Genomic DNA, 19,650 nt, shown 5'->3' with positions numbered 1-19,650 from the left:
AAAAATAAACTCCCAGTCATTCTGCAATGCTATATTTTGAGATATTTAAGATTAAGATAAAGAAAACGAGATAAATAAGGAGAATAACGATGCTCATGTTGGAGGAGATTTATAAAAGCAAAAAACCTCAGCATTCAGACTATTTTAATTTACGGATTCAACGGGGACTTAGCTGGTTTAAAAAAGCATTAGAGCTGGATGAGGAACTAGAGTTTAAGTTTATTAGCCTGTGGATCAGTTTTAATTCGATTTATGCACAAGAAACAGAGGTTCGTCAGGATCAACAAAGCCTGCATCAATTTCTAGAAACTCTTTGTCAAAAAGATGTGGAACAAAAACTTCAGCATATTGTCTGGGAAAAATATAGCCAGCCAATTTCTGCGCTGCTGGATAGCCCTTATACCGATCAAGGTTTCTGGGATTATCGTCATCATAAAGTCAGTCTGGAAAGCTGTCGTGAAGCATTAGACCAGCAAAAACAAAAAATACAAAAGGCTGTACAGGAACAGAATTTAAGTGAAATCTTATTGGTGATTTTTAACCGTCTTTCCACCTTGCATTATCAGCTTATGCAGGGCGGTGCGACTTATCAAAGTTCATTTAATATAAAGCAGCTCCAAGACAGTTGCCGGGTTCTGGCCGGGTTGCTGCCCACTTTTATCTGCATTCTTTTGGAAAATGCAGCAACTTGGGATTCGGGTAAACCTTATTACCCAGTCGTACAAGTCAGCTAAATTTGTTTAAGCTTTTGCTCGATGCTGCTGCCATTGATCCATCAGCACGAACAGGATAGCGCATAGCGCCAAGCCAAGTCCAAACAGACAGGTCATGCTCCAGCCACCATGATGCCAGGCATATACCCCCAAGGCAGAACCACAGGCACCACCAATGAAATACAGCGTCATGTAAATAGAGTTCAGGCGTGATTTGGCATCCGGGCGCAAGCGGAAAATCACGTTCTGATTACAGCTATGAGTAATCGCCAGACCTAAGTTAATCAGGGCATAACCCAGAATATAACTGAGCAGAGATACGCCACCAAAATATAAAAATAGCCAGCTTCCTGCCAGAATTGAACAGCCAATCCAGGTCAGGATCTTGATATAACCACGATCCGCCCATTTACCAATAACCTGAGTGGATAGCGCACCAAAAACACCAACTAGGGTCACCAGGCCCACCATCACATCAGAAAGATGAAAAGGTTTTTGGGTCAGTAGCAGGGCAATGGTTGAAAACAGCATGCTCATGGCTGCAAAGGCACATGCACCAATCAGGGAGCGTAAGCCCAGTCGCGGTTCCTCACGCAGTAGCGTACCCATGGATTTAAAAATCGCTGCATAACTGATTCGCATACGCGGCATGCTGGGTAATTGTCCTTTTAAGTAAAAGCCCAAAACCAATAGTGCCATACTGCTGAGCGCATAAATGGTTTTCCAGTGAAACAGGTCTGAAAGCAATCCGGCAATACTGGTCGACAATAAGATACCGACTAATAAGCCACTCATGAGAAAACCGACCACTTCTCCGGTTTTTTCAGGTCGGACAGCCATCGTAGCTAAAGGAATCAGAATCTGGGCAGCAACAGAAAATAGCCCGGCAATAATAGTCCCCACCCAGAGCATCGGCAGGTTGACTGCTGTGGCACAGATCAGCAAACCTAAGGCGGCACCAAACATCAAAAAAGGAATGAGTCTGGACTTATTCAGCATGTCTCCCAAAGGCACAATAAACAGCAGGCCCAAGGCATAAGAAACCTGCGCAAAGGTCACGGTCAGCGCCACTTGGGATTCTGGTACCTGATAATATTGCTGAATTGAGGAGATAAGCGGTTGGCAATAATAGTTTGCACCTGCACATAAACCACATGCGATCGCCATCAGCCATAACAGGGATTTATTTTGACTGATATCGAGAGGAGGAGTCATGGCAAGTACCTTAAGCTCAGGGAGAATTTTTATAAAGAACATCAAAGATGATGCGTAAGTTGCAGGCACTATAGGCGAAAACCCGTCAGGATAAAAGTAGAAAAATAGTGCAAAGTGCTCGAACTAATATAAGAGAAATGCCACAAAAAAGTACGTTTCTGAATTGAGAAGAGATGAAAATTCGCTAGAAATTTAACTTTTTCACTTAAGAAAATGTACGTGGAAGCGCTTTGTATTAAGTCATCTCATTTAAGACCAAGTGACAGAGATCAATCTGAATCAGTGATTGCCCAAAATTGGTGCAAAATGAAGAATTTGTAAATCTGACAGTGGGCTGAGTATTAATATAATAAATGTTGCAGAATATTTTTTTCACCTATTTCAGATAAGTCTTAAGACTTGAGCTGAATAAGTCAAATAAGTGAATCCCCAATCAATTTTTTCATCATCAATTCATATTTTTTATGAGTCAAAAATGAAAAAGTTATAGGAAAACAGTATTTTTAGATCTTAAAAATGAATATTCCAAAGTAGATCAAATTTGTCAAAAAGGTCAAAAACAGAAAACTGCCCTAGAAAAGTGCCTTAATTTAGGCTTTATCAGTTCATTTGAAATAAAGATTTGCCTAGCAAGAAAAATGAAATATTTGTCAGAATGATCAATGTAACAAAATAAAACAAAAAGTAATCTAATAAAAAATAACCAGGAAAACAGTCATCGTTCAAGAGAATGAATATCGTTTATAAATTCAGCAAATCAAAATAATCAGGCTGAACTGATAAATGCTATATGACAGCATCATTTTTATGAATCGTCAGTTCAAAATATGGGTATTTATTAAATAAATAATAGGTAGTAATTTCTAGAAGTTTAATTAGAATCCAAAAATTCAACAAAAACACATCCTGAGGGGAAGCACCGTAAATCACGGTGTTTACTTAAGAAAAAATTAGCTTGAGGGACGCTCATGCAGATTGGAATTCCAGCCGAAACTGTCGTCGGTGAAAATCGCGTCGCTGCGACGCCTGAGACAGTAAAGAAATTGATCAGCGCTGGTCATAGTGTGGTGATCGAACGTGGAGCAGGTGTTAAAGCTGCCTACATCGACAGTGCCTATGAGCAAGTTGGTGCCAAAATTACGGATGATGCCTACACCGGTAGCCAGATAGTTTTGAAAGTTCGTGCACCGAAGGGTGAGGAAATTCAAAAGCTGTCAGCTAACACCACGGTTGTAGCGATGTTTGACCCATACCGCAATACCGAGCTTGACCTATTCGCGGCACAGAATGTGTCTGCATTTGCTCTTGAGCTTTTGCCACGTACTTTGTCACGTGCGCAAAACATGGACGTATTGTCTTCGCAAGCGAACCTAGCAGGTTATAAATCAGTGCTTTTAGCTGCTGCTGAATATCAGCGCATGTTCCCGATGCTGATGACAGCGGCAGGAACGGTGAAACCGGCTCGTGTCGTGATCATGGGGGTCGGGGTAGCAGGCCTTCAAGCAATTGCAACAGCGAAACGTCTGGGTGCAGTCGTAGAAGCAACCGACCTTCGTCCGACTGCCAAAGATCAGGTTGAGTCTTTAGGCGGTAAATGGCTAGACGTGCCAATGTCTCCTGAAGAGCAGGCACGTGCTGATGAAGCAGCTAAAAACGGTTATGGCTGGATGCCAGGTGAACAGTACATCAAGGATCAGGCAGCGATTGTCGATAAAGCGGTATCGAATGCCGATATCGTGATTACCACTGCATTGTTACCAGGTCGTGATGCACCACGCTTAATCCGCGCTGAAACCGTTGCCAAGATGAAACCAGGCTCAGTGATTCTGGATATGGCAGTGGAATCAGGCGGTAACGTTGAAGGTTCTAAATGCGGTGAAACTGTTGTGACTGAAAATGGTGTGAAGATTCTGGGTGTGCCAAATATTCCATCAACGGTGTCGACTGAAGCATCAGCGCTATATGCACGTAACGTCTATAACTTTGTTGAAACACTTTTTGATGCAGACAAGAACTTTGTCCTGAATCAGGAAGATGAAATTCAAAAAGCCCTACTTGTCACTCACGGCGGCCAAGTGCTGTTAAAACGTGGTTAAGGAGCAGACTCATGGTTGAAACAATTACGATTTTCGTCCTGGCCATCTTCGTGGGTTACTACGTGGTTTGGGGGGTAACACCAGCACTACATACGCCATTGATGGCGGTGACCAATGCCTTGTCTTCGATCATTATCGTGGGCGCAATGATTCAAACTGTTGGCCTGCCAATGGTGGGCGTTGAAGGCAGCGTGGATTTCCAGACCATTAACGTGGTGAGTGTACTGGGGGCAATCGCAGTATTTCTGGCGAGCATTAATATTTTCGGTGGCTTTGCCGTGACTGCACGTATGCTGGAAATGTTCAAACCTAAGCAAAAGAAGAAAGAGGGTTAAACCATGGAATTTATTCGAGAGTATGCGGATTGGTTCTACCTGATTGGCGCCGTTCTTTTTATCTTAACGCTACGTGGTTTGTCTGGTCCTAAAACTGCAATTGCAGGTAACCGCTACGGTATGATCGCCATGGCGATTGCTGTAGTGACCACATTCTTTGTTGCTGAAAATCCAGTAGTCTGGATGATTCTTGCAGCAATGGCTGCGGGTGCAGTGGTGGGTATTGCGCGTGCACGTACTGTACCAATGACCCAGATGCCAGAAACTGTGGCACTTATGCACTCACTGGTGGGTCTGGCTGCGGTACTGATTGCAGTTGCAGCAATTATCCATAACAACAAGCTGGTTGAATTAGGTCCAGACCTGTTAGCTGCAAATGGTGTGACTTTCCATGAAATGAGCAAGGTTCACCTGTTTGAACTGTTTGTGGGCTGTTTTGTGGGAGCGATTACCTTTACTGCTTCTGTATTTGCATACGGCAAGCTGGCTGCAAAGAAATGGGCAAAAACCATTTCAGGTGGCTGGGTAAAACCGGTTCAGGCTCTGATCTTTATTGCAATGCTGGCAGCAGGGATTCACTTCTTCCTGACAGGTAGCATGACATCTTTCTGGGCAATGACTGGTCTTGCACTGGCATTTGGCTGGGTATGGATTGCACCAGTTGGCGGCGGCGATATGCCGGTTGTAGTTTCGCTGTTGAACTCATTCTCAGGCTGGGCAGCAGCAGGGATTGGTTTCACACTGGAAAATAACATGCTGATCGTTGCGGGTTCGCTGGTTGGTTCTTCAGGTGCGATTCTGTCTTACATCATGTGTAAAGCGATGAACCGTTCGATCATCAATGTATTGTTTGGTGGTGCGATGGGTGGTGCAGCTGCGCCGACAGCAGCTGCGGGTGCACAAGTGCAACGTAACTACCGTTCAGGTTCTGCGGATGATGCTGGCTTCTTAATGTCGAATGCAGACAGCGTTGTCATTGTACCGGGTTATGGTATGGCACAAGGCCGTGCACAAAACGCAGTAAAAGAGCTGGCAAACTTGCTGAAAGAGCAGGGCGTGACTGTACGTTTTGCGATTCACCCGGTAGCTGGTCGTATGCCTGGTCATATGAACGTATTGCTTGCAGAAGCTGATGTTCCTTATGAAGATATTCTGGAAATGGACGAGATCAACTCAGACTTCCCGGCAACTGACGTAGTACTGGTTATTGGTGCAAACGACGTTGTAAACCCGGCTGCAAAAGACGATCCGAACTCACCGATCTACGGCATGCCAATTCTGGAAGCTCACAAGGCGCGTACCATCATGGTCATCAAGCGTTCTATGGCGACCGGTTATGCAGGTCTGGACAATGACTTGTTCTATAACGACAAGACCATGATGATTTTCGGTGATGCGAAGAAAGTTGTGGAAGATATGACTAAAGCGATTAATGGTACAGGTCACTAAGACTTTCCATTCGCTGAATCATCTTAAATCCTCCTTTTAAAAGGGGGATTTTTCCATTTAAATTACAGATAAATTCTCCTTCCTATATAAAAGCTGAATCGAAAAGAATTACAAAGTAAAATTAGCTATGGTGTTTTATTTTTAGAAAATTGGTCTGGATAAAATTGCAACAAAACGTTTAAAGAATAGGCTGAATGATTAAATCTGATCAAAAAACGAATTCATTAAAGTTTTTGACCCATAAATTTCTTTTTCGATTCAAGTTAAACAATATAAAAAAAGCGACCTACATAGGTCGCTTTTTTTGAATATTCGATATTTATGCTACAGAATCTGTAGGATTGCGCCATAGGCTTTCTAGATCATAGAATTTACGCGCTGTAGGCAGCATGCAGTGCACTACAACAAAACCTAGATCAATCAGGATCCATTCTGCATCACGTTCGCCTTCGATACCAAGCGGACGAAAACCTGCTTTACGTGCTTCTTCAGCAACATTATCTGCAAGTGATTTGATATGACGGGTTGATGTACCGCTTGCAATCACCATGGCATCTGCCACGTTACTGATGCTAGCAACATCAAGCTGAACAACTTCTTTAGCCTTTACATCTTCGAGGGCTGCATGTACAACTTTCAAGCATGCATTTACTGCTTGTGCATGAGAATTCATAGTGTGATCGTGAGAATTAGAAGCGCTGGGCGATGGTTCTAAATTCATAGGGAGTATAATTTCCTAACAATTATGCATGATCTAATATAGCGGTTTTAGCCCAAAATTTCAAATGCACCTTCCGCCGCTTTAGTCATACTCTGGGAAGAACTGTTCTTTCCAGTCAAAGGATTCTTCCGAAGTCCCCAGAGGTTTATATTCGGCTGCGACATAACCATTGTATTGGCTATTCTCTAACCATTGAAAAATCTCATAATATGGAATGGAAGCCGTATTTGGTTGATGACGCCCCGGGCAGTCTGCAAACTGGATATGACCAATCTCTGCAATATTTTCTTTTAAGGCTTCAAGTACATCTTCACCCATCATGGCCATATGATAACAGTCATATTGCATTTTCAAGGAAGGATGATTGACAGCTTCCAGCATCTCCTGAGCTTGAGCCACATTCTGAATCAGAAAGCGTGGCATATCCTGACCGTTGATCATTTCAAAAACCGGCTGAATCTGATAATCAGAGAGCATGGAGCAGGCAACTTTCAGATTACTCGCCAAGCTGTTCAGGCAAGGAAGCAGGTCACAATCCAGTGGCTGTTTGCCGGCCAGAATATTGACACTCGGCACATTCAAAGCAGTCGCATATTGAATGGATTGCTCTACGGCATGACGAAACTCGATTTCCTGTCCAGGGATGCCGGCCAGACCATGTCCACCTTGCATCAGATCGCCGGTAGGCACATTAATCAGGCAGATATCCAGATCATGCAACTGAAGCTGCTGCTGAATCTGCTCAATACTCAGTTCATAGGGAAACTGGATTTCCACATGTTTAAAACCATGCGCATGAGCCAAGGCAAAACGTTCTAACAGCGGTACTTCCGTAAAAATCATGGAAAGGTTAACGGCGAGTTTGGTCATGGGCTTTTCCTTGCTCAAGATAGAATATTGAAATCGAATATTTAACGGTCTACGTGCTTGATTACAGTGGCCAGATCGGCTTCTGCAAATCCGTCTTGCTGATGGGCTTTGAGTTGAGATAGGGCCTGGCTTGCCACAGGGATATCCAAAGATAAAGTAGCAGCCAGTTGCACCGCATTGTTCAGGTCTTTAGATAGTGTCTGCACTTTCCATTGCACGGGTTCAAAAGTCTGGCTGGCCATACGTGGGGCCAGAATCTGAAAAGGCTTGGAGTCAGCAAAACCACCGGCTAATGCAGGTGCTAGTAGGGCTGTATCCACACCGGCACGATCGGCCAGGGCCACTGCTTCAGCGATCAGGGTACTGTTCGCCGCTACAATCAGCTGGTTACAGATTTTAGTCGCCTGACCGGTTCCCGTATCACCCATGCGAGTGACACGTTGTGAAAGCACGGTATAGATGGGATCAAGTGCGGTAATAGTTTTTGCATCACCACCCGCGAAGATGACTAGCGTGCCTTGTTCTGCACCGGCTGTACCGCCAGACACAGGAGAGTCAATCCAGATCGCTTGTTTAGCTTGGGCCTGTTCAGCTAGAGTTTTGGTTTGATGTACAGAAAGGCTGGAAAAATCGACAATGATCTGACTAGCTACCAGATGTGGTTGAATCTGCCCAAAGACCGATTGCACTGCGGCATCATCTGCCAGACAGGTCAAAATAACCGGATAATCTGCAATTTGATCTAGAGATAGCGGAGTGGCTCCGAGGGCAAGCAAAGGATCGCAGGCACTGGCCGTACGGTTCCAGACTGCAACTTGAAAACCTGCTTCTAGCAAGCGGGTTACCATACGACTGCCCATGAGTCCCATACCTAAAAAGGCAATTTTGCTATCACGATCGAATTGCATCTTATCTCTCATCTTTTGATTTTGCTTCAGCTATAATTATCGATATTGACGTGGCACAAACTGCACATCCGGATTTTTATCCTTTTTACGTGCCAGTTGGCTGTTTTTACCGAGTAACAGTTTAAGTTGCCAGATTTTTTCCATACGCAGTGACTTTTTGGGTTTGTGTTCCATCGCATCCAGCACAAATTTAGAGGCCATCAAGGCATCTGGAGAGCGTTGTAACATTTCTTCAGCCAAAACCTGTGCTTTTGCTAATGGCTGTTCATCAACATGGGTGATCAGGCCAATTTCTTTGGCATAGGCACCTTCAAAAATACGTGCGGTTAAGGTCAGCTCTTTGGCTAGATCAATCCCGATCAGACCTTTGAGTGAACGCGTTAGTCCCATGTCTGGTACTAGGCCCCAACGAGTTTCCATAATTGACATTTTGGTCGCAGGGTGGGCGATCCGGATATCCGCAGCCAACGCAAGTTGCATACCTGCACCAAAGCAGAAACCTTCAATGGCTGCAATTACTGGGACAGGCAATTCCTGCCAGACCAGAAAAGCTTTCTGAAATAAGCTCTGTCCAGGACGGATCAGTTCCCAGGCCGCATAGGCACGATTTTTAGGATTGTTTAAATCGGCCAAGTCAATGCCGGCACTAAAGACCTGCGCTTCACCGGTTAAAATGACACAACGCACCGACTTGTCTTTTTTAATCCGGTTTGCAATCTGCACCAGTTCACGCAGCAGGGTAAAGCTCATGGCATTACGTTTGTCTGGACGGCTGAGAGTAACCGTGGCAATTCCATTATTTTTTTCAAAGCGCACAAGTGACATGGTATTCATCCTTAATTTTTCTGTAAGCGAGCATAGCATGAGCAATCTGTGCTTGCATGACAGTGCAGTCATACAGATATGAGTGATTAAACAGCAATGATTTAACCACTATGCTTGTTTAAGATCTGCTGGGCTGCCTGTTCTACCTGCTCAATCACGGCTTTCAGCTCATCTAGGTATTTCAATACTTCCTGAACAAAACTGTCATCGGCTTTACGGCGTTCCTTACGCAAGGTCGAGACAAACTGTTCAAAACTTCCGGTAACTTTTTGCAGAGTCGGTGTGCCGACATAACGGGTAGCCCCATAGAGACGGTGCAAGACATGTTCCAGCTGCGGAAAATCTTCCAGTTCAATCAGTTGCTCAATCTCATCCAGCTCCTTTTCAAAACTGTCGACCAGCATACTGAGCAGATCGACCGCTAGATCTTCTTTATTGGCTGCCAGTTGCAGGCTTTGTTGCCAATCCAGAATATTCGGATCCAGCGCATCAATGACATTGGCACGTTCCAGCACCGGAATCTTTTTAAAACTCTCAGTCGTCCACTGCGTCAGAATCTGCACGATCTGATCAATCTGAATAGGCTTGGTGACATAATCATCCATGCCATTTTGCAACAGTTTTTGCTTCTCATCGGAAAGGGCATGTGCTGTCAGGGCAATAATCGGTAGACGCTGATGATTTTCGAAAGTTGATTCCAGTGAACGAATCGCACGGGTGGTATCGATACCGGACATCACCGGCATCTGGATATCCATAAATATTAGGTCAAAAGATGGCAGACCCTGTTCATAACGGCTCTGGATGATATCAATCGCTTCCTGTCCGCTAATGGCTTTTGTTGTGGTGACATTCAGTTCGGCCAGCAAGGCTTCTAGAACAATCAGGTTCGGCAGATGGTCATCAACGGCCAGAATATGCAGTCCCTGACCATTAAAGTCTTCATGCTGTTCCTGATCAAATACGGGTTGATTGCCGAGCAGTTGGATCAAGGCACTACGACTGAGTGGCTGATGCAGGGCGCGGGCACGATGATCATTCAGCATGTTCGGATCAAGCTGCATCTGATAACCATACACAGCCAGATGTCCCTGATAGCGAGAGCGAATTTCTGTCAGTAGAGCCTGGCTATCGCCACTATGGTCGACAATCAGCCAGGTATTCTCGATATTTTGTAAATGGTTCAGACGACTGAACAGATCCAGAATGGACGTCGATTCAATATGTTTAACGCGATAATTTTCCAGATAATGTCTTAATACATTCGCTGTTGCCGGATGGGCAAGATAAGATACAACCGTCAGATCACTGAAATCCGGGTGCTCATGGATAATATCTTCATCCACTGGGAATTGGGCGGTAAACCAGAAGGTTGAGCCTTTTTCTGTTGGAGCGCGTTCCTGATTATCTTCAAAGCCGATCTGACCATGCATCAGGTGGACCAGCTGCTTGGAAATGGCCAATCCTAGACCCGTACCACCGAATTGGCGGGTGACCGAGGTATCGCCTTGCGAGAAGGATTCAAACAGTTTTTTACGGTCAGTTCCGCTCAGGCCAATACCACTGTCCTGAACGCTAAAATGCAGCAGACATTGCCCAATATCATCGTGCTCCATGCGTGCCCGAACAATGATTTCGCCGTCTGGAGTAAACTTGATTGCATTGGAAATCAGGTTGGTCAGAATTTGCTTGAAGCGTAGTACATCACCAATTACATGTTTTGGTACATTGTCTGCAAAATAGAATGCCATATCGATATGCTTCTGTGCAGCCAGTGGCGAGAGCATGTCCATCACATCAAAGATAGCTTCTTCCAGATCAAAAGGTGCAGTTTCCAGTTCCAGTTTGCCAGCATCGATCTTGGAGAAATCCAGTACATCATTGATTAGGGCCAGCAGATGCGCAGAAGATTTGCGGATGGTCTGCAAATACAGGCTTTGCTCATTGCTAAGATTGCCTTGACGCAGCAGCAGGTGAATAAAACCATCAATACTGTTTAAGGGTGTGCGTAATTCATGGGAAATATTGGCCAGAAACACCGACTTGGCCTGGTTGGCAGAGATCGCCTGGTCACGTGCTTGACGATAAGTAATATTTTGAACTTCTAAAGTATCTAGGGTACGGCGCAAATCGTCTTCAGTCTGTTCGGTATGCTCGCGCAATTCCAGAAAACTGAAATGCAGACGTTTCACCACATTGGCAATATCACGCTGCAAAAGACGCAGTTCACCGGTACTGTTAATCACCATATGCTGATCTAGGGTATCGGCATTCAGGCGTTGTAGCTGCATGCGAATCTCATACATCGGCGCAATCCAGCGACGAGAATAGAAATTCAGACATAACAACAACAGTAATAAGGTCAATAAGCCGGTCGCAATCAAAACGATCAGGACCCGGTAGCGGGCAATTTCTAAGGGCTGATTGTCCAGTTCGATCGCCAGCCAGCCTGCATTCATGCCATTTTCATTTACTTTGACTGCATAAATATGATTGTTTTTGTCTAAGATCGGGCCAACGAAATTGCCATCTTTTTTAAAGTCAGGCCAAGGCGCCTGTTCCTGAAACCCAATGCCGAGTTTACTTTTGCCATTTTCATCCAGAATAGCCGCACGAACCAGATGCTTTTCATTCAGCATATTTTGCATGGCGTCATGAGCCTGCTCATATTGCCATGGGTAAAGGCTCAAAATGTCCAGCGCATATTCAGAAGTGGCCTGAAAACGGGTCAGAATCGCAATGGCCATCTGCTTTTGCTGGGCACGGGCGGCATTGGAAGTTTCTGAAATGACCAGAGCAGCGCCGACACAGGCCAGAATAGTAATGGGTACAAAAATCAGTGCAATCAGCTGTCCATAAGCATGATTTAAGTGTAGGCGTTTAAACAGCTTTTTGTTGATATTTGACATGATTCAAGCAGTATTTTCCTTATGCTTTGCATATTAGCATGCTTTAAATCTACTGTTAAAATTTCAGCATTATTTTTCTAAAGCTCCAGATTAAGGCAGAAAATAAGAACTATTATGCTGAACAGCCATTATGGGTGTTTGAGTAAGTCTTTTCAGGAGGAGAGGTGAGCTAAGTCACTGTCACGATTGAGGAGTTTTATCAAGCTAAAACGGGATGAATTGGCCATGCCGATTGTGATTTATACAGTTTTATGCAAAAGCACTGCTATAAATGGGTGCAGGGAAATGCATTTTTTCATACAATAGCCGCACCTCGATATAGGTGCAAATAATGAGTAATACCACCCCTGATTTTCAAGCAGACGAATTTTTACTGGACCATTATGTAGGCAAAACGCCACTGGTGCGTTTGCAGCGTCTGGCTAGTCACACTCAAGCCACAGTACTCGCAAAACTCGAAGGAAATAATCCGGCAGGCTCGGTCAAGGACCGTCCAGCGTATAACATGATCATGCAGGCGGAAAAGCGCGGACAGATCAAACCGGGTGATACCTTGATTGAGGCGACCAGCGGAAATACAGGGATTGCATTGGCAATGGTTGCGGCCATGCGCGGTTACAAGATGCAGCTGATTATGCCGAATAACATGAGTCAGGAACGTAAGGACGCGATGCGTGCTTATGGTGCTGAACTGATTGAAGTGACCAAAGAGCAGGGCATGGAAGGTGCACGTGATCTGGCCTTGCAAATGCAGGCTGAAGGTAAAGGTCTGGTGTTAAACCAGTTTAGTAACCCGGACAATGTCGAAGCGCATTACCTGACCACAGGTCCTGAAATCTGGCAGCAAACAGGCGGCAAGATTACTCACTTTGTCAGCTCAATGGGTACTACAGGTACGATCATGGGCGTATCTAAATATCTGAAAGAAATGAATCCGGATATTCAGATTGTGGGCCTGCAGCCATCTGATGGTTCTAGCATTGCCGGTATCCGTCGCTGGCCAGAAGAATATTTGCCAACAATTTTTGATCGTAGCCGTATCGACCGTATTATCGATATTCCACAGATTGAAGCGGAACGCACCATGCGTAAACTGGCGCAAAAAGAAGGCATCAGTGCCGGAACATCTTCTGGCGGTGCAGTTTGGGCATCGATCAAGCTTGCAGAAGAAAATCCGGATGCAGTGATTGTATGTATTATCTGTGACCGTGGTGACCGTTACCTGTCTACAGGCTTATTCTCTGTACAAGATCCTGAATAATTTTTGAGAAATCTTTTATGCGCCTGCCTGTTTTAACCTTCGATATTGAAACCCAAACCGATCTTAAATCAGGCGCGCATCTGTTTGGTCTGGATCTGCCCGAGGCTGATCTGGATCAGGCCCTGACCAAATTACGCCGTCAGGAATCAGGCTCGGACTTTCAGCGTCTGCCTTTGCATGAAATTGTCTGTATTTCTGGTTTATGGATGGATGAACAGGGCATGCGCCTGTTTTCTTTTAGCCGTGAACAGTACAGCGAAGCAGAAATTTTAAAAAAATTCTTATCCATTTTTGACAAGCGTCATCCGACGCTAGTCAGTTGGAATGGCTCACAATTTGATCTGCCGGTTATTCTTTATCGGGCCATGTATCATGGTTTATCTGCCCCAAGTCTGTTCGATCAGGGCGAAATTGATACGCAAAAGCGTTATAATAACTACCAGAATCGTTACCATCAGCGTCATGTCGATTTGATGGATGTCATGGCCATGTTTCATGCCCGTCATTTTCAGAAACTGGATGATGTTGCTCATTTATTGGGTTATCCAGGCAAGCGTGGTGATGGTGGCTATCATGTACCTGAATATGTACGTAACCAGCAATGGAGCGAACTCACCAGCTATTGCGAAGGTGATGTGCTCAATACCTGGTTGGTCTATATTCGCTGGCTGTTGCTAAAAGGCCAGTTGATGTTGCCTGATTATCAGCATCTGGTGCAAAGTACGATTCAATATCTGCATACTCAGCCGCAACATGCAGATTTTTTATCAGTCTGGCGTGAAACCTCACAAAGAACTGAATTTACCCGTTTTGATTTTCCCATCTCCACATCCTAGGTTTTCATGAAACGTCGAGCACAACCACGTCCAGCACCGCAATCCGAGTATATTTTTCAGGTTGAATCACTCTCACATGAAGGACGTGGCATCGCTCACTATGGTTCACATCCGGATCACCCGCTTGAAAAGCATGGCAAGAAAGTTTTTATTCGATATGCCTTGCCGGGTGAAACCGTTCGTGCCCGCATTACCCGTGAAGTCAAAAAACTGGAAGAGGCGGATAGCCTTGAATTGCTCAGTGAGGCTTCCGAGATCAGGGTCAAACCTGTGTGTCCACACTTTGGCGTATGTGGCGGCTGCAATATGCAGCATATCCATCCAGATGCACAGATTGAACTTAAGCAGAATGTTCTGAAATCACATTTGCAGCATTTTGCCGGGATACAGCCTGAAGAATGGCTGTCACCGCTACGTTCACAACGTGAAGATTATCGTCGTAAAGCCCGGATTGGGGTGCGCTATCTGCCTCAAAAAGACAAGCTGGTGGTCGGTTTTCGTGAAAATCAGTCCAATAAGCTGACCTCGATTGACCGCTGCATGATTCTGGATCGCGAGTTTGGATCGGTTACACGTCTTAAACAATTGCTCCAAAGTCTCGATGGTCAGGCAGATATTGGTCATATAGAATTGGCTATGGGTGATCATGACATTGCGTTGCTTATTCGTGAAACTGCAGAATTATCGGTAACAGATGTCAACCGATTACGCCAATTTACGTTAGAGAAAGGTTGGCAGCTTTATTTGCAACCTGCAGGCCAAGATTATTTGAAGCGGATTGATGAGCCTGAACAGGTAGCACGCTTACACTATGGTCTTGATGACTTTGATGTGGAATTCGGTTTTAATCCATTGGACTTCACTCAGGTCAATTCAACGATCAATCCGCAGATGGTTCGCTTGGCATGTGATTTGCTTCAATTACAGCAGGGCGAACGAGTTCTGGATCTGTTTTGTGGATTAGGAAACTTTTCTTTGCCACTGGCGCGCTGTGTTGGTGCGTCTGGTCAGGTGGTTGCGGTTGAGGGGAGTGAGGAAATGGTGCAACGCGGTGCAGAAAATGCTAACAATAATGGTATTGCACAAGTTTCGTTCTATTCACAAGATTTAACCAAAGATTTTTCGCACCAGTCTTGGGCAAATCAAGGATTTGATGCATTATTAATCGACCCGCCACGTGCTGGAGCAGAAGAAGTCATGCATTATATTCCTCAGTTTGGTGCCAAAAGAATCGTTTATGTGTCATGTAATCCCGCTACGCTCGCAAGAGATGCAGGGCTACTGGTACAACAGGGTTATCAGCTAACGAAAGCCGGTGTGATGGATATGTTTACACATACCGGACATGTCGAGTCGATTGCCTTGTTCGAAAAAGAAAATTAAATAAACGATCAAAGAGATGATGTATCTAAAAGTAGGAGAAGGGTATGGTCACAGTACGTGAGCAACTGCCTGGGCGGCTCAATGAGTTGTCACAGGAGGCGACTGTAGAACATGCCGAACAAGCACAGCAGGATCTGACTGAATGGTTAGATCGGGTTCGTGGCATATTAGACGGGGCTCCCCTGAAGCAGCTCGAAGAAGTTGCCCGTTTAACCTTAGAAAAAGAGCTACAAAGTACGGTTCAGCATCGCTCTAATACCTTCTATACCGGTATTGAAATGGCGGATATTCTCGCGCATCTCTATGTCGATGAAGATACCTTATCCGCTGCCATGCTTTACCGCGCAGTACGTGAAGGCGTCATGCCACTGGCAGAAGTGCAGGAAAAATTCGGTGAACAGGTCTACAGTCTGGTCAAAGGCACGCTGTCCATGGGTAAGCTGTCTGAGCTGATTGAAAAAAATAAACGCCTGGAAGATCACTTTAATAATAACCAGCGTGAACATCTGTCTGGCATTTACAAGATGCTGATTTCAGTGACAGAAGATGTCCGCGTCGTGTTAATCAAGCTGGCAGAACGTACCTATGCACTGCGTGAGCTGGCCAATTCTTCACGTGAACGGCAAGAACGGGTCGCACGAGAAATCCTCACCATTTATTCTCCTCTAGCGCATCGTCTCGGGATTGCCCAGTTGAAATGGGAACTCGAAGATCTGGCCTTCCGCTATCTGGCGCCGGAACGCTATAAAGAAATTGCCTCTTTGCTGAATGAAAAGCGTCTGGAACGTGAACAATATATTCAGTTCGTGATTGATAAATTGCGTGAAGAGCTGGCAGAACACGGCATTGAAGCTGAAATTAACGGCCGGGTGAAGCACATTTATTCGATCTATCGGAAAATGAAAAGCAAGAGCCTGAGCTTCGACCAGCTTTATGATATCCGTGCGTTGCGTGTACTGGTGAAAAGTGTGCCTGAGTGCTATCACACGCTCGGGATCGTACATCAATTGTGGCGACATATTCCGCATCAGTTTGATGACTATATTACCAATCCGAAAGCCAATGGTTATCGCTCTTTACACACAGCTGTGATTGCTGAAAACAAGTCACTTGAAGTGCAGATTCGTACTTATACGATGCATGAAGAGGCCGAGCTTGGCGTATGCTCGCACTTCAACTATAAGGAAGGCTCGAAAAATACCGATACTTCCTTTAATCATCGTCTGCACTCCCTGCGTGCAGTGATTGAGCATTATCAAGAACGCAATGAAGCCAGCGCACATAAGGATGAAGAAGAGGAAGTTGAAAATTTTGAACACATTCAAGATTTTGAAGGCTTTGAAAAAATCTATGTGTTCAGCCGTGATGGTGATATTAAAGAGTTGCCGCGGGGTTCAACTGTGCTCGACTTTGCCTATCACGTGCATACGGAAGTCGGCAACAAATGCTATGCAGCCCGGGTCAACCAGCGCTATGTGCCTTTAACCTATGCCTTGAAAACCGGGGAACAGGTTGAGATTCTGACCAAGAAAGACCGTGAACCGAATCGGGACTGGTTGGTTAATTCACTGGGTTATATCAAGACTGCACGTGCCCGTGACAAGTTACGTCACTGGTTCCGTCAGCAGGATCGCAGTAAGAACCTGGAAGTGGGTCGTGAAATTCTGAATAAAGAATTGGCACGTCTAGCAATTCATCCAAAATCAATTGATCTGGGTGATTATTGCAACCATTTTAATGTGAAGAGTGGTGAAGACATTCTGATTGGTCTGGTGAATGGTGATATCAGCCTGCATGCCCTGATCAATCAGGTCAATCGCCATATGCATCTGGATCAGGATGAGCCTGAACTGGTGCTGAAACCAGCCTTGAATCCGCGTGCCAGCCATACTTTATCTGCACATGGTATTCTGATTGATGGTCTGGATAACGTGGAACTGCATGTAGCCCAGTGCTGTCAGCCGGTGCATGGTGAATCGATTGCGGGTTATATCACGTTGAATCGTGGTGTAAGCATCCACAAGGTGGCTTGTCCGGATTATGTACGTATGATCAGCCAAGAACCCGAACGTGCAGTAGAAGCCGACTGGGAAATGCAGCCGACTCGCGGTCAGAGCGTACAGATCGTGGTGGAAGCCTATGACCGTCGTGGCCTGCTCAAAGATCTGACTCAGGTGATTTTCTCGGATCAGATCAACATCCGTCAGGTAAATACCATTTCTGAAGCAGATGGTATTGCCAATATGAAGCTGTTGATCGAAGTTAAAGGCCTGGCTCAACTTTCCAAATTGCTGGCCCGTCTTGAACAGCAGCCGGGAATTATCAGTGCACGCCGTCTGGTACAAGGCAACTGATTCTTTTTAGGCACGATTAGAAAAGCCCGCAATTCAATTGCGGGCTTTTTTGTTATAAGGTGTGCTGAAGAGGGAAAAGAGCAAATAACAAACATGAGTGCCACGGAAATATTTGAACTGAGACGAAATAATCTGGCCAAAGTAATCGATCAGTTGATTGATAGCCAGCAGTTTAACAATGGTAAAGAAATTTGCGAGCACTTTGGTCTGTCTGCTGCTTATATTACCCAGCTATTGAACAGTAAGCGCCAGATTGGAGAAAAGGCTGCACGAGAACTTGAACAGCAACTTGGTTTGGAAAGTTTAATATTGGATCGTGCTGAAGTACCTGTCATTGAAGTGGCATCTAGTTGTGTAAAAATAACTTTGTTCCAGATGCAGGTTGTTGAGCAGCAAGCCTTTAAAATGAAAGCTATAGATTCGGTAGAAGGGCTTTTACCGTGGTTTAAATCAGAACCTCAGCATTATGCCATTCAGGTGACAGGACAGTATTATTTTCCGAGCCTAAAAGCAGGCTGGTGGTTGGTCTGTGATGAGCAAGCCGTATTACAGTCATCTGGCTTGGCGTGCCTATATTTAATTAATGGACTACAACTCATTGTTGAGCTGATTTCGGAAAACCAGGACAGCTATCAGATTCAAAATCTGGATGAAAGCCGCAAGGTCAGTTTTCAGAAATCTGATGTAGCTAAAATCCACCCTGTGATTGCCATAGTGCCTCAGCATTCAATTTTCTTAGACTAGAAATAATTCAGCCCATCATAAGATGGGCTGAATAGTGAAATCGAAAACGGGCGGCTTATGGAAGCTGATTTTCGTCCTCAAATTCTGGTTTCACCTGAACAATAAAGTCCTGACGATTCAGACCACGCCATAGGGCGAAGGCTGTACCGATATAGATCGAAGAATAGGTACCAACAAAGACACCCACAAACATCGCAATCGAGAACCATTTTAGACCAGCACCGCCCATGATCATCATGGCCACTACAACCAGTAATAAAGTCATAGAAGTATGAATGGTACGGCGTAAGGTTTCAGTCAAGGCAATATTGATAATTTCAACAGGTTCGGCACCCCGGATCTTACGGAAGTTCTCACGGATACGGTCAGAGACCACGATATTATCGTTAAGTGAGAAACCGATGATCGCCAGTAGTGCAGCCAGAACCGTAAGGTCAAATGGCCATTGCATCATGGCAAAAATACCAATCGTCACCACGATATCGTGGAACAATGACAGTACCGCACCCATCGCCAGTTTGAACTCAAAGCGGATAGTGACATAGACCAGCATCAGCAAGAGGGCAAGAGCAACTGCACCCGCAGAACGCACATACAGCTCATTACCGACCTGTCCACCGACTACATCGACCTTAGGTACCTGAGCCGCATTGCCTGGCAGCTGAACTGCTGCAGTAACGGCTTTGGTAAGGTCTTCTGCTTCAATATCTTCCTGAACCGGCATACGTACCATCAGGTCACGTTCCGAGCCCAGCGTCTGCACGACAGCATCATCAAAGCCAGCTTTGCTGAGTGCCTGAGTTACATCATCAGGTTTTACTGGATTGGTGTAGTTCAGCTCTGCTGATACACCACCGGTAAAGTCCAGACCGAGGTTCAAGCCTTTAGTCGCAATAAAGAAGATGCTGGCAACCGTCAGGATGATAGAGAACACTGCCGCAGGCAATGCAATCTTCATAAACGGAATGACGCGTTCGTCTTCAGGACGACCATACTGTTTTTGATTCAGTTGAGTATTTTCAGTCATCATC

General features: G+C 45.1%; 16 protein-coding genes. 9 read left to right on the top strand and 7 right to left on the bottom strand.

The genetic code is table 11. From position 1 onward, the window contains the following. Positions 1 to 89 precede the first annotated feature (89 nt). A complete protein-coding gene (locus AC4MBN_RS11955) occupies positions 90 to 734 on the top strand; it encodes a hypothetical protein (RefSeq protein WP_419375146.1) in 645 nt (214 codons plus the stop codon). Positions 735 to 740: 6 nt separating this feature from the next. On the opposite strand, the gene AC4MBN_RS11950 is transcribed toward AC4MBN_RS11955, so the two are convergent. Continuing rightward, positions 741 to 1,928, bottom strand: a complete 1,188-nt coding sequence (locus tag AC4MBN_RS11950; protein ID WP_491876540.1) for an MFS transporter — start codon at positions 1,926 to 1,928, stop codon at positions 741 to 743. A gap of 968 nt (positions 1,929 to 2,896) precedes the next feature. Here AC4MBN_RS11950 and AC4MBN_RS11945 point away from each other — a divergent pair. Genes AC4MBN_RS11945 through AC4MBN_RS11935 form a run of 3 tightly spaced genes read left to right on the top strand, consistent with a single transcriptional unit; the run spans position 2,897 to position 5,808 of the window. After that, a complete protein-coding gene (locus tag AC4MBN_RS11945; RefSeq protein WP_491880267.1) occupies positions 2,897 to 4,024 on the top strand; it encodes a Re/Si-specific NAD(P)(+) transhydrogenase subunit alpha in 1,128 nt (375 codons plus the stop codon). A gap of 11 nt (positions 4,025 to 4,035) precedes the next feature. Then, positions 4,036 to 4,359, top strand: coding sequence for a proton-translocating transhydrogenase family protein (locus AC4MBN_RS11940; protein ID WP_004783638.1), 324 nt, complete (start codon positions 4,036 to 4,038; stop codon positions 4,357 to 4,359). Between the two features lie 3 nt (positions 4,360 to 4,362). Further along, a complete protein-coding gene (locus AC4MBN_RS11935) occupies positions 4,363 to 5,808 on the top strand; it encodes an NAD(P)(+) transhydrogenase (Re/Si-specific) subunit beta (protein WP_159123084.1) in 1,446 nt (481 codons plus the stop codon). Positions 5,809 to 6,127: 319 nt separating this feature from the next. On the opposite strand, the gene rsfS is transcribed toward AC4MBN_RS11935, so the two are convergent. The 5 genes from rsfS to AC4MBN_RS11910 all read right to left on the bottom strand — a co-directional run bounded on the left by rsfS (position 6,128) and on the right by AC4MBN_RS11910 (position 12,041). Further along, entirely contained in the window at positions 6,128 to 6,529 is a 402-nt protein-coding gene (gene rsfS / locus AC4MBN_RS11930; protein WP_419365688.1) for a ribosome silencing factor, read from the bottom strand. A gap of 81 nt (positions 6,530 to 6,610) precedes the next feature. After that, entirely contained in the window at positions 6,611 to 7,399 is a 789-nt protein-coding gene (locus AC4MBN_RS11925) for a hydroxypyruvate isomerase family protein (RefSeq protein ID WP_491880266.1), read from the bottom strand. A 41-nt stretch (positions 7,400 to 7,440) separates the two neighbouring features. Beyond that, positions 7,441 to 8,307 (bottom strand): NAD(P)-dependent oxidoreductase, encoded by an 867-nt coding sequence (locus AC4MBN_RS11920; RefSeq protein ID WP_419365690.1) that lies wholly within the window; start codon positions 8,305 to 8,307, stop codon positions 7,441 to 7,443. 36 nt (positions 8,308 to 8,343) lie between these two features. After that, positions 8,344 to 9,132, bottom strand: coding sequence for a crotonase/enoyl-CoA hydratase family protein (locus tag AC4MBN_RS11915; protein WP_491880265.1), 789 nt, complete (start codon positions 9,130 to 9,132; stop codon positions 8,344 to 8,346). A 101-nt stretch (positions 9,133 to 9,233) separates the two neighbouring features. Further along, positions 9,234 to 12,041 (bottom strand): GacS-like sensor histidine kinase, encoded by a 2,808-nt coding sequence (locus AC4MBN_RS11910; RefSeq protein WP_491880264.1) that lies wholly within the window; start codon positions 12,039 to 12,041, stop codon positions 9,234 to 9,236. 331 nt (positions 12,042 to 12,372) lie between these two features. Here AC4MBN_RS11910 and cysM point away from each other — a divergent pair, with 331 nt between their 5' ends. The 5 genes from cysM to AC4MBN_RS11885 all read left to right on the top strand — a co-directional run bounded on the left by cysM (position 12,373) and on the right by AC4MBN_RS11885 (position 18,619). Further along, the gene (cysM, locus tag AC4MBN_RS11905; protein WP_200228998.1) at positions 12,373 to 13,302 is read left to right on the top strand and encodes a cysteine synthase CysM; all 930 of its coding nucleotides are present in this window, start codon (positions 12,373 to 12,375) and stop codon (positions 13,300 to 13,302) included. A gap of 17 nt (positions 13,303 to 13,319) precedes the next feature. Continuing rightward, positions 13,320 to 14,138 (top strand): 3'-5' exonuclease, encoded by an 819-nt coding sequence (locus AC4MBN_RS11900; RefSeq protein WP_179992986.1) that lies wholly within the window; start codon positions 13,320 to 13,322, stop codon positions 14,136 to 14,138. 6 nt (positions 14,139 to 14,144) lie between these two features. Beyond that, on the top strand, positions 14,145 to 15,521 hold the full coding sequence (gene rlmD, locus AC4MBN_RS11895; protein ID WP_200228994.1) for a 23S rRNA (uracil(1939)-C(5))-methyltransferase RlmD: 1,377 nt from the start codon (positions 14,145 to 14,147) through the stop codon (positions 15,519 to 15,521). Between the two features lie 44 nt (positions 15,522 to 15,565). Beyond that, positions 15,566 to 17,875, top strand: coding sequence for a RelA/SpoT family protein (locus AC4MBN_RS11890; RefSeq protein ID WP_159123078.1), 2,310 nt, complete (start codon positions 15,566 to 15,568; stop codon positions 17,873 to 17,875). A gap of 93 nt (positions 17,876 to 17,968) precedes the next feature. After that, on the top strand, positions 17,969 to 18,619 hold the full coding sequence (locus AC4MBN_RS11885) for a hypothetical protein (protein ID WP_491880263.1): 651 nt from the start codon (positions 17,969 to 17,971) through the stop codon (positions 18,617 to 18,619). A gap of 55 nt (positions 18,620 to 18,674) precedes the next feature. Here the strand turns inward: AC4MBN_RS11885 and secF are convergent, their stop codons facing one another. Next, positions 18,675 to 19,649: a protein translocase subunit SecF gene (gene secF / locus AC4MBN_RS11880; protein WP_491880262.1), complete on the bottom strand. Its 975-nt coding sequence runs from the start codon at positions 19,647 to 19,649 to the stop codon at positions 18,675 to 18,677. Position 19,650 lies beyond the last annotated feature (1 nt).

The organism is Acinetobacter sp. CAU_H_60 (assembly GCF_058599385.1).
This window is presented reverse-complemented; position numbering and strand designations above follow the sequence as displayed.